Annotated in this window: 16 protein-coding genes; 8 read left to right on the plus strand and 8 right to left on the minus strand. The window is 63.3% G+C overall.

The window, feature by feature from the left end:
- Positions 1-76 precede the first annotated feature (76 nt).
- Positions 77-691, plus strand: a complete 615-nt coding sequence (locus AB0D67_RS38190; RefSeq protein ID WP_362947060.1) for a hypothetical protein — start codon at positions 77-79, stop codon at positions 689-691.
- A 525-nt stretch (positions 692-1,216) separates the two neighbouring features.
- On the opposite strand, the gene AB0D67_RS38195 is transcribed toward AB0D67_RS38190, so the two are convergent.
- Positions 1,217-2,398, minus strand: coding sequence for a DUF4062 domain-containing protein (locus AB0D67_RS38195; RefSeq protein ID WP_362947062.1), 1,182 nt, complete (start codon positions 2,396-2,398; stop codon positions 1,217-1,219).
- A gap of 29 nt (positions 2,399-2,427) precedes the next feature.
- Here AB0D67_RS38195 and AB0D67_RS38200 point away from each other — a divergent pair, with 29 nt between their 5' ends.
- Together AB0D67_RS38200 and AB0D67_RS38205 are read left to right on the plus strand one after the other, a co-directional pair.
- Complete coding sequence (locus AB0D67_RS38200) at positions 2,428-2,880, plus strand: hypothetical protein (protein WP_362947064.1); 453 nt, start codon at positions 2,428-2,430, stop codon at positions 2,878-2,880.
- A 328-nt stretch (positions 2,881-3,208) separates the two neighbouring features.
- Positions 3,209-3,655, plus strand: a complete 447-nt coding sequence (locus AB0D67_RS38205; RefSeq protein ID WP_362947067.1) for a hypothetical protein — start codon at positions 3,209-3,211, stop codon at positions 3,653-3,655.
- A gap of 128 nt (positions 3,656-3,783) precedes the next feature.
- Here AB0D67_RS38205 and AB0D67_RS38210 read toward each other — a convergent pair whose 3' ends face one another.
- From AB0D67_RS38210 to AB0D67_RS38220, 3 genes are all read right to left on the minus strand, one after another.
- Entirely contained in the window at positions 3,784-4,095 is a 312-nt protein-coding gene (locus tag AB0D67_RS38210; protein WP_362947069.1) for an immunity 53 family protein, read from the minus strand.
- Between the two features lie 149 nt (positions 4,096-4,244).
- On the minus strand, positions 4,245-4,787 hold the full coding sequence (locus tag AB0D67_RS38215; RefSeq protein WP_362947071.1) for a hypothetical protein: 543 nt from the start codon (positions 4,785-4,787) through the stop codon (positions 4,245-4,247).
- A 537-nt stretch (positions 4,788-5,324) separates the two neighbouring features.
- Positions 5,325-5,969 (minus strand): NmrA family NAD(P)-binding protein, encoded by a 645-nt coding sequence (locus AB0D67_RS38220; RefSeq protein ID WP_362947074.1) that lies wholly within the window; start codon positions 5,967-5,969, stop codon positions 5,325-5,327.
- 59 nt (positions 5,970-6,028) lie between these two features.
- On the opposite strand from AB0D67_RS38220, the gene AB0D67_RS38225 reads away from it, so the two are divergent.
- Positions 6,029-6,502, plus strand: a complete 474-nt coding sequence (locus AB0D67_RS38225; RefSeq protein WP_362947076.1) for an NUDIX hydrolase — start codon at positions 6,029-6,031, stop codon at positions 6,500-6,502.
- Positions 6,503-6,575: 73 nt separating this feature from the next.
- Here the strand turns inward: AB0D67_RS38225 and AB0D67_RS38230 are convergent, their stop codons facing one another.
- Entirely contained in the window at positions 6,576-7,610 is a 1,035-nt protein-coding gene (locus AB0D67_RS38230; RefSeq protein ID WP_362947079.1) for a hypothetical protein, read from the minus strand.
- Between the two features lie 238 nt (positions 7,611-7,848).
- Here AB0D67_RS38230 and AB0D67_RS38235 point away from each other — a divergent pair, with 238 nt between their 5' ends.
- From AB0D67_RS38235 to AB0D67_RS38250, 4 genes are all read left to right on the plus strand, one after another.
- The gene (locus AB0D67_RS38235; protein WP_362947082.1) at positions 7,849-8,388 is read left to right on the plus strand and encodes a 2'-5' RNA ligase family protein; all 540 of its coding nucleotides are present in this window, start codon (positions 7,849-7,851) and stop codon (positions 8,386-8,388) included.
- A 569-nt stretch (positions 8,389-8,957) separates the two neighbouring features.
- Positions 8,958-9,185 (plus strand): hypothetical protein, encoded by a 228-nt coding sequence (locus AB0D67_RS38240; RefSeq protein WP_362947084.1) that lies wholly within the window; start codon positions 8,958-8,960, stop codon positions 9,183-9,185.
- A 524-nt stretch (positions 9,186-9,709) separates the two neighbouring features.
- Positions 9,710-10,219: a hypothetical protein gene (locus AB0D67_RS38245; RefSeq protein ID WP_362947086.1), complete on the plus strand. Its 510-nt coding sequence runs from the start codon at positions 9,710-9,712 to the stop codon at positions 10,217-10,219.
- A gap of 221 nt (positions 10,220-10,440) precedes the next feature.
- On the plus strand, positions 10,441-10,686 hold the full coding sequence (locus tag AB0D67_RS38250) for a hypothetical protein (protein WP_362947088.1): 246 nt from the start codon (positions 10,441-10,443) through the stop codon (positions 10,684-10,686).
- Positions 10,687-10,934: 248 nt separating this feature from the next.
- Here AB0D67_RS38250 and AB0D67_RS38255 read toward each other — a convergent pair whose 3' ends face one another.
- From AB0D67_RS38255 to AB0D67_RS38265, 3 genes are all read right to left on the minus strand, one after another.
- Entirely contained in the window at positions 10,935-11,396 is a 462-nt protein-coding gene (locus tag AB0D67_RS38255) for a hypothetical protein (RefSeq protein WP_362947090.1), read from the minus strand.
- Positions 11,397-11,831: 435 nt separating this feature from the next.
- On the minus strand, positions 11,832-12,212 hold the full coding sequence (locus AB0D67_RS38260) for a hypothetical protein (protein ID WP_362947092.1): 381 nt from the start codon (positions 12,210-12,212) through the stop codon (positions 11,832-11,834).
- Between the two features lie 203 nt (positions 12,213-12,415).
- Positions 12,416-12,646 carry a hypothetical protein gene (locus AB0D67_RS38265; RefSeq protein ID WP_362947094.1) on the minus strand — a complete coding sequence of 77 codons (231 nt, stop codon included), beginning with the start codon at positions 12,644-12,646 and terminating at the stop codon, positions 12,416-12,418.
- Positions 12,647-12,906: the final 260 nt, after the last annotated feature.

The raw sequence follows: 12,906 nt of genomic DNA on the forward strand, positions 1-12,906 counted from the left end.
CCCATCTACCCACAGTCACGCAGGCGAATCGGTTAACGATCTACAGATGTAGTACTGGGCACCTATCCTGTTGGCTGTGCCTAGTCGAAGTGATGTAGCTGCCAAGAAACGCCGCCCCAAGCCGTGGCTCGATCGCAACCTTCTTTTATCCTCAACCATTGCTGCCTTCGCCGGACTCTTCGGTGCGATCGTAGGCTTTGGCGGATCTTATCTGACAACCCAAAATCAATTCGCGCACGATGCCAGATCGAAGGCACGTGAAGAGCGGATCACGGCTTGTACTGCCACGCTCACCGGGTTCTCGCGCGTGTTACGGACGTTAGACGATATGAGTCGCAGCATTGCATTACCTTTCGATGCCCTCAGTAAGATTGATGCGAAGCTAGTGACCCTTAACAGAGAGCGCTTCAGTGAGGGAGCCAAAAAGGTCGATCAATTGGAGAATCAATACCAGGATACGATTCCCGCTCTATATATCACTGGCTCTGACGACGCCATTGCAACTGTTGATCAATTTACAAAGGGAATGAATAATGTTCTCGCCGCGATCACGGGTCTTATCGAAGCGCAGGCGAATGGGGTGGGGATCGCTGAAGCGAATGAGAAGGTTGGTGAGGCAATTAAGGATATCAATAAGACTCAAGGACGAATGGCGGCAATCTGTCGAGCAGATGCTGATATCAAGGACTAGCAATTAGGTCAAACCCGTCGATGGCGAGAACTATCAGAAGTGTAGGTTCAACGCCAGAAAGACGATGCCTCCGGCGGGGGCGCTCGGCTCCGGGATGATCTCCGTGCATGCCCTTAGGCCGTAGGTTGCTGAGGTAGGGGCTGATCACCCCGTCTGCCTCGACCCAGGCGAGCCCAGCAGACCAGTTCCTCCGGCACAAGCCCGTCTGTGATCGTTGGCGTCCGATGGCCGAGGAACGGGGATCGGCGGACGTACACGCGAAGACGGGCTTGTGCCTCCGTCGCCGGCCTGCTGCCGCTTCGCGGTGGGTCGAGGCAGACGGGGTGATCAGGCAGGCGGAGCCGTGCGCGAGGGGCCACGCACTACATCAACCCGACTTCACTCGCCCACACGCGAACAACCGGACCGAGGCCAACTCGGGCGTCACTGACGCGATCAACGGTGTGAGTGGCCAGGTACCTAAGGAGGCCGGAGAACGAGGTTCTCCTTGCGGAGCGGTCCGCTGGATCAGAGGACTACAAACAATTACGTCAGAAGCCGGTTAAACAGGGCTCTGGAAATGGTGCTGCCGACTTCGTAAGCGCCGTTCTCCAAAGCTACCAGGCTGACGGACTCGTCGGGTTCGGTGCGGTAAATGCTAACCGAGCGACCAAAACCAAACGGCTGGGCGCTGGACCGCGAGCGATTCGGATCAAAGGTATCGACACTGATGAGTCCGTCCAACGACACGCCGGCTGCCACGACGACATGTCCCTGTTGGATGATGCCCAACGCTCCTGTGAAGCGCAGCATCTCGGCGAACTGCTTGGGTAGCAGTTCGCGATCCAGAATTGGGCCCATCCGGTCTCTGGGGAGGGTCGCTCGGGTGGAGATCTGCCCTGTCTTATAAAATCGAACTTCCCTGATCTCTCCGCTCCGGGGTTTGTCCCATGCGCGACGTTGGTCGTCCTCGATGCTGACGGCCGAGTGATCCTGGGATTTGACAAGCTTCAGTGCCTGCGCATTCTCAATATATTTGGACCCGCGAACCCGGCTCACCAATGAATCAACCAATCGATCCATTTCACGAGTCGAATATCCAGGGTGGTCTATTGGTAGGACGTGTAGTTCGAGCAGTGAACCTTGGCTGCTATCGGATGAATTTACTCTGTCGTCATTTGCGATCCAGGTGAGGGGAGGCTCCTGGGTCAGCCTTTTAAATTCTAGAGGAGATGGTTTTGATTCCAGCTCGCGCAAGCCTTGGGCGACCTTTGCCTGAAGCTCCACGCTGTTGGAGAAGGAGTCCCGAAACACGCCCGTCGCGTACGCCTCCACGATGCGCGTGAACTCGTGCTGGGCGGGCTCAAATCTAACCCCATTCTTGCGGTAGACCAGCCGCGGTTTCCCCAGTCGTTGCGCATGCACCCATTCGTCATGTGTGGCCGATTGTCCGGTTTCCGGGAACACGTGACCATAGTTGGGACCCAAAAGAAACAGACAGACATCTGCGGACTCCAGGGCGCCCAGGCATGCCTCTCTGCTCGGGGTGGCCTGGGCCGAGAAGTCTTCGAAGCGCACTGGTGTATGGCCCAGCGCCTTGATCAAGCTGGGGAGGGAATCGCGCTCTTCCTCCAAGCCCTTCCGTACGCTACTGATGAAGACTCTCACGATATGGTGTCTCCATTGGTCGAGGTTCACTTGCGGACCAGGGCGGTCCGTACAGCACATGGTATCCGGATACAGGGGAGGCGGAGTTCATGGCGGAGATCTCGGATGAAGCGATACGCGCCTACTGGAAGGAGCATCGGGAGCAGTTGCGCCAGTCTGAGACTCAGCGCTCGACGCTTAGCAACCTTCTGATTATCATCACGGCCGCCTTGAGCGCTCTGATCGTTCAGCAGCGCTTCTCGCTATACGTCCTACCCTTGTGTGTCTTTATCACGATGGCCGGCCTGTATGGCGCTGTCGCTGTCTCGAAGTACTACGAGAGGGCTTCCTACCACCTGTCTCAGGCGCGTGCTTTGACCAAAGACCTCGCGGAGCGCGGAGTACTGGGCACTGATGAGAGGTTGGTCAAAGCACGCGCTGATCACTACCGTGCCTTCCCCCGACTGCATCGCATCCGCCTTCATCGACTGTGGGTAGTTCTGCACTTCGCCATCGGGCTCTATGGGCTGTCGCTGCTGCTGGTATGTGTGGTTATGGCGTGATCGAGGCGATGTATGGCGTGCGGCTTCCGATGCTCGGGGTGGGTTGGCCCTGTGCGGCAGTCCACTCTGCCTCTGAGGACAAGGCCCTGCAATGCAACTGCCACAGCTCCCGCACACCTGCCCACGATCACCGCCACCGGCGCAATGCGTACCACCGGAAGGGCTGCGAAGCGGTTGAGTTGGCGGCGGAGCGAGCTGATGAGCGGCGGCGCGTCACGTCGTGGACCTCTGCGAAGCCTCCGAGCGAGGCGCAGGACGCAAGTCCAAGGCACTCACCCTGTACCTTGCGAACGGCGCAGATGGCGGGCTCCATGGCTAAGCTCGGCCCATGACTGCCCTAGAGGAAGTGGGATACCAGCAGGCCGTATATGAAAAGGCCTCCCGATTCCGGTCAGCTTTGGAACAAGGCGGTCTGCAACTACCCAACTTCGCCAAGTTCCCTCGTGGCTCATGCGGCGACACCTGCGAGATGCTCGGCCAGTTTCTGATCGACTCCGGACTCGGCGCCTGGGACTACCGATCCGGAGTCAACCCGTCCGGCTCCTCGCACGCCTGCCTTGAGCGTGATGGCCTCTTACTCGATATCACGGCAGACCAGTTCGACGATGTTTCAACACCTGTCCTACTCACCAAGGATCACACCTGGCACCGGCAGTTCGGCCATTCCTCCGACTACCGAGTCGCGAGCCTCGAATGGTGGACGCGTCGGGGTGACCGTGTGGCGGCGCTCGCCGACTACGCACTACTCAAGCAGCGTGCAGAGGCACCCCTCTAGAGTCCCTCCACCCCTATGAACGCATTCCAAGCTCCGGATACGTGCGGAAGGGGCCGATTTCTATCACGAGCGGGGACGGGAGGGGGTCAGGTCACATGGCGACAAGGACCCGTGACGTCTCCTATGCATCAGAGAGGAGACGGGACGGCACCGCCGGCGAAGTCCCGGAACGCGTCCAGCATCTCGCCGAGGTTGAGAGGACCGCCTGCTCCTTCGAAGTGGGTGCCGTCGCTCCAGTCGTGGAGCCAGTCATCCTCGGTCCGCTCCACTGCCAGGTGATCCAGCGTGGTGCCGGCGAGGGGCGTACCGACAAGGTTGACCTTCAGGTACCACCCCGGGTTGTCCAGGGTGTCGATCGTCACGCCGTAGCTGTGTTCCCAGTCGTCGTTGCAGCAGGAGGCATACCACGACTGAAGGAAGGCGAACGCATCGGCGACCATGCGGCGAGTCTGTCAGGCGTGCCCGTTGCGTGCCCGATGGGGCGGAGAACAAGGGGGAACAGCGGGGAGTCGCAGACGACGCGATCAGTGCTGTGAGCTGCGTCGCCGCAGGTGGGCGGTGATCGGCACGCGTCTTTGCAAGCAAGATGTTAGAGATTGATCTGCCGATTGCGGAAACCCATGTCTCGGAAGTTCGCGAGGAACAGTCCCAGGTCGGGAAGGTCCTCGAACTCCTCCCGGGCGAGGTAGTCGGCGGCCATGCGGCGAATGGATTCATCTGGCGCCGGCGACACTCCCGCCTTGGCGCAGACCTCCTCATACTGCTCTCGCGACATCCCACGAGGGAAGCGGCGCTCCAGCTCCCGACGTAACTGCGCGCGCTCCTGGCGGCGCTCGCGGATGATGCCCCAGCCGCGGGCGGAGGCGAGCTTCTTCGACACGGTCGCCACCACGCCGTCACCGGGCGGCCCGTGTGTGCGGCCCCTGATCTTAGGGCTCACGCACTCGTCATCGTTCATGGGAAGCAGGCCGAGCGCGGCGCACGCCCGTTCGTAGCCCTCTCGGCTCAACCGGGACATGTCCCTCTCGCTGGAAGCCGCACGCGCTCGCGCCATGGCCGCGTTGACCTCCTGCCAGAACGGGTCGTCTCCGTCGCGTGGGTTCGCCGGCGGGGGATGCTCGGTAAGCGGCATACGGTCACCGTAGCCAGCGAAACGATCTCTGCCCATGCCTTCCAGCCCGAGGCCGTCCCTTCTTAATAGGTGAAAGAGCATCACGAAGGAGCCCGGTGGAGGTCGGTACAGGCTCGCGGGGTCTGTGGGATATGTGCGGGATGATCTTCCGTAGTCAAGGGCGCGTAAGGTGCTTCCGCCCTGGTGAGAGGCCATGTCGCCGCCCGGAACACAGCCCTCTTGAAAACCGCTAGGGCCGGCGACGGTCCTCGTGGGTTCGAATCCCACGCTCTCCGCCCACCACGCGAAACGGCGTCTGACCAGGGGTTTCCCTTCGGTCGGGCGCCGTTGGCCGTTTCGGGGGTGTGCAGCCGTAGGCCGCCGTGAGCGGCTCCCGGCCGGTGACCTGAGAGATGGTCTCAGCCATGTCTTCCCAGGTCGCATGCGAAAGTTCCGTGGGTGATCGACGAGATCAGCCAGCCGTGACGTTGCCTGCCGGCAACGGCTCGTTCGAGACGTCCGAAGCCGACGTGACGCCGGTCGGCCGCGCCGCGGGTGTCAGGCCGCGGGCCATAGGTGTCGCTGAGCCCATTCCTCGAAGCTCGTGAGCGAAAGGCCGAGTTCCCCGGCGTACTGCGGGCGGGCCGGTTGGCCCGCTATGTTCATCCACTCGTGTGAGGCGCCCATCGCCGGCATTCCGGCGGCGAGTGCCTGCTCCTCGGTCATGTCCGGTGCGGGCAGGTGCGTGCCCAGCGTGCGGGAGAGAATCTCGGCGACCTCCGTCATGGACAGGTACTCGCTCGCCAGTTCCAACTCGATCCCGTGGAACCGTTCGAGCTCGGCGATGGCCGCGGCGGCTGCTCTGCCGATGTCGTCCACGGCGGCGAGGGACAGTCGGGTGTCCGGCTTCAGGACGCTCACCAGGCCGCCTTCGACACCCCGCGGGAACAGGAAAGCCATGGACGGCAGGAAGTTCTCCATGAAGAAACCCGGCTTGAGGATCGTCCAGCGGGAGAAGCCGGCCGCGCGAACCCGGTCCTGGATCGTGCTCTTGGCCTCCAGGCTGCCGTCCAAAAAGCTCCAGCGGCCTGCGATCCAGCCAGGAGTCCCGGTGTGCTGGCCGGCGCCGCTGGTGGACGTGTGTACGAACTGCGGCACTCCTGCGGCCTTCGCGCCCTCGATGAGGTTGACGGCCTGGGCCACCTCTCCGTCGAAACCAAAACCTTTGGAGGACAGGGCGGGCTTCCCGTACCTTAGAGATCATGGCCGTACAAGCGACCCCGCCCATGGCCACCCCCCGCGCCGCAGCCGGGGCACTCTTCTTCGACGAGCAGGGACGCCTGCTCCTGGTCCGCCCCCACTACAAGGACTACCGCGACATCCCGGGCGGCTACATCGAGCCCGGTGAGACCCCGTTCCAGGCGTGCGTGCGCGAAGTCCACGAGGAACTCGGCATCCGACCGCCGATCGGTGACCTTCTGGTGGTCGACTGGGCACCCCACCCGCAGGAAGGCGACAAGGTCCTGTTCCTGTTCGACGGCGGAATCCTCAGCCCGAGCATGCGCGGCGGCATCCGCTTCGGCGCCGACGAGCTGGCCGGCTACGGCTTCCATCCCGTCGAGGAACTGCCCGGCCTCCTGATCGAACGCCTCGCCGGCCGGGTCACGGCCGCCGTGACCGCGCGCAGCCTCGGACGTCCGCTGTATCTGGAGCACGGCCGGCAGCTGCCGAACTGAATCGGCGCCATCGCGTTGGAGATAAGCCCTTCGTGCACGATGAACGAACAGTCATCGCGTCACCTGAGCGGCATCACGACCAGCGAGCCCGAACGATTCCGTCCCCGTCCGGGAGTACTGCGGTGAGGGTCCCGAGCCGATCGACTGTGCCGGCCGGATAGACCCCGCACCGCCGAGCGCCCCGGGCCGTCTCCAACCAGGCCGGAAGATCGTCCTCATCCAGCAGATAAGCGTGGTGAAGCCTCCCCGTCTCCCTGTCCTCGATCAGGCACATCACTCCTACGACAGGGGAGTCCTCATGGAGGAGGCGCCGGATCTGCTCTCCGATCTCTGCCATCCTGTCGCCGTCGGTGGCCACTGGGACGTCGGTGAAGACCGTCACCACAGCGCGTGGTCTGAGAGCGGAACGGACCCGGGCGATCCTGTCTCCCGGTGTCACCAGGTGCCAGCGCCAGGCGTTGGCAGCCCACATCTCGAGCAACGGCAGATCCCCGCCTGTCCGGGCCGCCAGCGACTCCACGTCCGCCCAGAACCCCTCATCCGCGGGCCGGAACGTCATCGGATCGTCGAGATCAGGGTCGTAGGGCGAGATGAAGTCCTCATCCACGAAGAGCCCCAGCTCACGCACCCGGTCTACCGTCTGCGAGCACGGCCGATGGCTGCCGACGTAAAGGTAATGGTCCCAGCCGACCGTGACTCTGAAGCGATCCTGCGCCTCCAGAAGGCACCACAGACCGTCTTCGCGCAGCATCGCCCGCACCAGTTCCAGCCCCGTCGTGAGCGACACCGTAAGGCCGTCGTAGAAGCCCTCCGGTGACAAGCCGCCGGACACCGCCGAAACGTGGTCCGGCAGGAGAAACCCCGAGCCGAGATCGTGCAGCTCGGGAGTGCGTACGGTCAGGTCGGTGACGCCGGACTCCTGAGCGAACAGCTCCACCGCTCTGACATGGGCTGCTTCGACCTGCTCATACCGCTCCCGGGTGAGCCGCCGGCCGTCGAAGACTTTCCCGATATCGCTGATGGACGTCCAGTCGTCGCCGGTGAACGCTCCCGTCTCATCCCGCAGGCGCGGGTCGTACTTGGTCACTCTGAACTGGTGGTCGAGCACGCTCTATCTTCTCCGGCTCATGCGAGGCCGTCGCCACCTCTCAAGGACGATTCAGGGCACAACGCCGTGGCTGCTGAGGATTGCCGAATTGTTCTTGTATGGATCGACGGCCCTCCGCCGCCTGGGCTGCGCCCTGGGGGCCGGTCCCGGGCGGCAGCGGCCCGGGCCGTTCGGTATGCGAGGCGACTGCGACATAAAGAGGTAGCAGGCATGCCTTGAAGCTTGAGATCATCCGACCATGTCGGACGGCACTTCAGGACAGTACCGAGCAGGCGAGACGGCCTTGCTGGCCGTGGTGAAGGAAGCTGAGCCAGTGGTCGGACGCTGGCGGCAGCGTTTTGATTCCTTCGCCTCGGCCGGGGTTCCCGCACATGTGACGGTGCTCGTGCCCTTCCTGGACATTGATCGCATCGACACTGCAATGATCGACAAACTCAGGGCACTGCTCGGCGAGCACAGGCCGTTCACTGTCCTGTTCGACAAGTGCCAGCGTTTCCCCGACGTGCTCTACCTCGCGCCGACACCTGACCAGCCCTTTCGCGCCCTGACCGAGGCCGTCGTGGCACGGTGGCCCGAAGCGCCGCCCTACGGTGGGCAGTTCACGGAGGTCATCCCGCACCTGACTGTCGCCCACGGCCAACAGGCGCATGTGCTCGACGAGGCGGAAGCCGCGCTGACCGCACGACTGCCCATCACAGCCAACGTCACGTTGGTCAGCCTCTTCGTCAGCGACGGAGACCGCTGGCACTCACGTGCCGAGTTCCCGCTACTCGGATGATCTCTCCACCCGTACCTCATGGAAAAGATCGCCTCCGGCGGGGGCGCTCTGGCTCCGGGATGATCGCCGTTCGGGCCTGAGGTTCGTGGGTGGCTGAGGTGGAAGCCTGATCATCCCGCCCACCATCGACCCGGGACAAGCCGAGCGGGCCAGGGCCACGGGGCCAAGGTCGTTCCTGCGGTTGGGGGCTCCACCTTGTCCCCGTGGCCCTGGCCCGCTTCCCCTTCGGGCGGGTCGAAGGCGGACGGGATGATCAGGCGGGCCGGGGTACGCGCGTTGCGCGAGAAATACCAGGTCGCTGGCTGATCGCTCGGCCATTAGCGGGCCATTAAGAGGGGACGAGGGGTCCGCCACGGTCACTCAGGACCGGCTCGCTGCCCAGCTCAGGGTTCCAGTGGGCCATGAGCGATGCAGTTCCCGAGCTGACAGCGCGGGTTCGATTCCCGTCATCCGCTCCACGCGCGAAGGCCTAGGTCAGGACGCTGACCCAGACTCGCACCTTGGTCATTTTCAGGGCCATGTCCATGTCCTGTTGCGAGCGTTCTAACAGGCAGCACATACTGGTAGGGATGAAGTCAGCCAGCGACGCGCCCCGTCGCCACCTGTCCACAAGTCCCTTCAAGCCCCCGCCCCCCGCCCCGCCTGCCGAGCGGTTCAGCATGAACGACCAAGTGACCCATGATCGGTATGGTCTCGGCGTCGTCATCGCTGTAGAAGACGAGATCGCCGTGTTCGTCGATTTCGGATCGCGGCAGCAACGAATCACTACACCGTTCAACAAGCTGTACAAACTCTGAGACCGCTGTCATACGGGGGAAGCACACAGCGCGAGCACATCCACGCCAGCGTCCGGCTCGGCCGAGCCGGCGTCCACAGGACCGTATGGAGACGTTCCTTCCTCGGCCCGGCCATACGACCATAGGTATGCCGCGAGGAAGCAGAAGCCGTGCCCCGTGCCCGTTGCATGCCCGTCAGTGAGGAGACCAAGAGGGACTCATAGGCAGCCGTGGCCACTCAATAGGCGTTGCGGGACATGTGCGGGGTGATCTCCGTCTTCGGCTGGCCCCCGACGCCTCATTCCGCGGATCAGAGGCTATGCGAAGCCCATGAAGGGTCATCCGCTTCTAATCCGATGGCCCTTCGTCCTCCTTGCCGCCCAGGTGTCTCATGCTCGCCGAGTCGAGGGCGCGGTCACTCCGGACCGTCTTGACGCAACCTACCCATCGGATGTCTCAGCCCTGGCCAACCGAGTAATTTGGCTGATCTTCGAGCTGTGGACAACTGGCCGATCTGTCGGTGACGGACTCTACGATCGCCACCTATGAGCTCCTATGCGGAGACCGTCCGGGTGGAAGTAGACGTCGAGGACTGCAGCACTGTCTTGCTGACGGACTGGGACGGCGACGACGCGGGCGACGTGGTGTGGTCCGTCGCGCTCGTCACGGTATGGAAGGCCATGGCTGAACTGTCGATCGTGTATCAGCACGGCAAGGGCATTCCCTTCACGGTGACCATTGCTGACCACGATCCGGGCGCCGACCTCGATGGGTACGAGGAAATCGTGGAGATCGACTTCACGTCGGCGACCGGCGAGGTCTCCCTGATCGGATGGTGCATGGACTGGGATGATACGGCGATGCGCCGCCTTCCCCCGCTACCGGCCGGTCCGGGCATTCACCGGCTGCGCTACCACGTCTGCAGCACGCTTGAGGAGCAACCGGATTTCGACGGCAACCAGCACTATCTGCAGATCTGGCCTACACAGCCGTCCCCGCCCGTCGTCGTCAAGCGGGGCAAGTGGATAGCTCATTTGAACGACGCCGCCACCTGAAGCTCGTGGCTGGACGGTGTGTGCAATATGCGTGTTCCGCTTTCTCTCTGCTCACGATGGCGGCGATCGGTGTCATGGTGATGACCGGTTGTGGCGGTCCCGTGATGTGCGGGCCATGTCCTGGAAGTCGGGTGCAGCTCACCGCGGACCAGGCGATCCCGGCGGCGGGGAGCACCTACGAAATCTGTGACGGGCGGGGGTCATGTCAGAAAGGCGCCTGGGTGGCGCCCATCGATGCCGGCACGCCGTCCGCCGCGGTTTCAGCCTTCACTGTCTCACTGCCGGGTACTGCCGACGACTACTCGCGCGTGACGGTCAAAGCCATTGTCCGGGATCAGGCTGGTCGGGAAATCGGGCAGGGAAAGGCTACCTTCCCTGAATATCAGCCGGTCGAGAATAAAGAGCCTTGCCAGTGCCATGACGCTTTTGTCGAGCTTCATCTAACGGCGATGATCGACCGCTCCTGATCACGCGATTTGCAGCATTGGCAGCTCTGATTCCGCCCGTTCCGATGGGTTCAACGTGGACCAGCCGATCTGCCTCGCGTGGCTCGGTGACCGTCGGAGACAGGCCAGAGGTAGCAGAGTCGCCAGGCGGCCCACAGGGGCCACTCACGGTCACTCGCGGGCTGCGACTCGCCCGGGTGAATGATGTTTCCGCTGAGATCAATCCGATTCGCAAGCAAAGTGTCAGAAATTCGATCCTCCTGGCATGATCAACAGCTTGCGTGTGGCGGCACGTCCACCTTCCGGGAACACGCGATGGCGACTCCTCGGCCGATCAAGATCAATATGCCGACGAGTAGGGTCACCACTCCCGAAAGCTCGGCGAGCGCGGCCATGACGTACTCGCCGTCTGGATCGCCGACTCCGGACGGCCGACCGTTGAGCCATTGTGACGAGGCCCTCGCTTGCGTCAGGACCAGGGCACCGAACGCGACGGTGATCCCTCCCAGGACGAAGCCCGGAGGCGCCGGCCGGGGCCGCTCGCTCCAGGAACCGCTCTTCCAGGCTCCGACTACCAGCGTGATCGGTACCGTGAGGAACTGGCCGAAGTCCAGGCCCATGAGTGCGGCCAGGCGCAGATGCTCGAACTCGTCACCTCGCTGATCCCATAGGAAGGGAACTACAGCGGCCCCGCTGAGAAGCCCGATGGCGAGGAAGCGAAAAAACAGCATGATCGATATGCTCTCGGACGGTTCAGGGGGCAAGTCAAGAGACGGGGAGAACCTTCGCAGATAGGAAGTGGGATCCGCGGCTGAACCATGGTGAGCGAGGCTTGAGGGGGCTGCGGAACATATGCGGGGTAATCTTCTGTCGTTCGGGTCGGGAAAGATGCTTTCACCCTGGTCAGAAGCTCTGTCGTCGCCTGGAATGCAGCCCTCTTGAAAACCGCTAGAGCCGGCGACGGTCCTAGCGGGTTCGAATCCCACGCTCTCCGCTCACCACGCGAAACGGCGTCTGACCAGGGAGTTCCCTCAGGTCGGGCGCCGTTGGCCGTTTCGGGGGCGTGCAGTCGTGGGCCACCGTGAGCGGCTCTCGGCCGGTGGTCGCGGAATGATCTTGAAGGTAGAGGTCTTCTGGCCGGCCTTGACGGTGGGGCCGGTGTCAACTCAGTGACAGCGGATGTCCAACCCCGCGTCAGTGCCGTCGTTCAGCTCTACGAGTACCGGTCGGGGACCATGAACCGCTTGCTCCGACGACGACCGAATCCAGGCGGTGATGCTCGGCCGGCTCGACTCGACCCCCGCGATGTCCGCCCGCTTGTAATGGGCGAGGAGCTCCTCGACGGGCAATTCGGTGCTCAGGGTGAACCGGGCGCGGTAGTCGCAGTGGTTGCCGTTGCCTCGCAGCGCGACGGAGCCCTCCGCGTCGTTGCCCGCCCAGTATGTCTTCGGCGGCAGGGGGTGGTCCTCGAAACGTTCGATCAAGCTGTCCAGCTTCGCGTCATTGACCCACATGGGGGCCTTGACCAGCAGAAACAGGCCAGCCACCGGTAGGAGCACCGCCAGCAGGCAGCCGCCTCCCGCACCGCGCCGGAAAGACCGTCTGACCGGGGGATGCTCGCCGGGGGCAACAGGAGTATCAGACACGGCACCCTCCGGCGTCGGTCCAGGTCACGGGACGGACATCCTGTGACTCATGGAGATCGTCCGGTAAGGCTACCCCCATCACCAGGACCACCGTCCCCGCCGCGTCATGTGCGGTGGCCGACGGTTCGAGCACCGGCTTGGAGGAGCCGAGCACCTCGTCCCTTGCGGGGGGTTCGGGCCGTCAGCCGTTCGGTGATGTGGTCGAAGCGCAGATGCTTGACCGCCTGCGAGTGCCGGCGGATGTCATGCCGCAGCGGTGCGGGCTTGTCCAGGTCGATGCCGAGCGCGACCTCCGGCGGCAGGTAGGGAAAGACCGCCTCTGAACTGGCTCGCAACAGCTCGCAGGGTCGCGTACCGAGATCTTCCCAACCGGCGGCCAAGAGGTTCGGCCGTACAGCCACCGGTACAGCCAAGGGGACGAACGACGGCGGAACTCGGTGGACGTCCACAGACACCACCCCGTGGGTCAGAGCCCTGGACCTCGGTCGAATCGACTTCTTTCAATTCGCAGGTTTCCGGGTCGGCATACTTCCTTGGTGCTGTGGACGGTCAGGAATTTCTCCGGGTAGGCGGCCAGCCTGATCCAGGCTGGCGG

Source organism: Streptosporangium sp. NPDC048047 (assembly GCF_040653115.1).
GTDB lineage: Bacteria > Actinomycetota > Actinomycetes > Streptosporangiales > Streptosporangiaceae > Streptosporangium.

Excerpts from the sequence above, each read along its gene's own strand:
- AB0D67_RS38195 (WP_362947062.1), bottom strand. The coding sequence starts at position 2,398 with ATGTGCTGTACGGACCGCCCTGGTCCGCAAGTGAACCTCGACCAATGG.
- AB0D67_RS38200 (WP_362947064.1), top strand. The coding sequence starts at position 2,428 with ATGGCGGAGATCTCGGATGAAGCGATACGCGCCTACTGGAAGGAGCAT.
- AB0D67_RS38205 (WP_362947067.1), top strand. The coding sequence starts at position 3,209 with ATGACTGCCCTAGAGGAAGTGGGATACCAGCAGGCCGTATATGAAAAG.
- AB0D67_RS38210 (WP_362947069.1), bottom strand. The coding sequence starts at position 4,095 with ATGGTCGCCGATGCGTTCGCCTTCCTTCAGTCGTGGTATGCCTCCTGC.
- AB0D67_RS38215 (WP_362947071.1), bottom strand. The coding sequence starts at position 4,787 with ATGCCGCTTACCGAGCATCCCCCGCCGGCGAACCCACGCGACGGAGAC.
- AB0D67_RS38225 (WP_362947076.1), top strand. The coding sequence starts at position 6,029 with ATGGCCGTACAAGCGACCCCGCCCATGGCCACCCCCCGCGCCGCAGCC.
- AB0D67_RS38235 (WP_362947082.1), top strand. The coding sequence starts at position 7,849 with ATGTCGGACGGCACTTCAGGACAGTACCGAGCAGGCGAGACGGCCTTG.
- AB0D67_RS38240 (WP_362947084.1), top strand. The coding sequence starts at position 8,958 with ATGAAGTCAGCCAGCGACGCGCCCCGTCGCCACCTGTCCACAAGTCCC.
- AB0D67_RS38245 (WP_362947086.1), top strand. The coding sequence starts at position 9,710 with ATGAGCTCCTATGCGGAGACCGTCCGGGTGGAAGTAGACGTCGAGGAC.
- AB0D67_RS38255 (WP_362947090.1), bottom strand. The coding sequence starts at position 11,396 with ATGCTGTTTTTTCGCTTCCTCGCCATCGGGCTTCTCAGCGGGGCCGCT.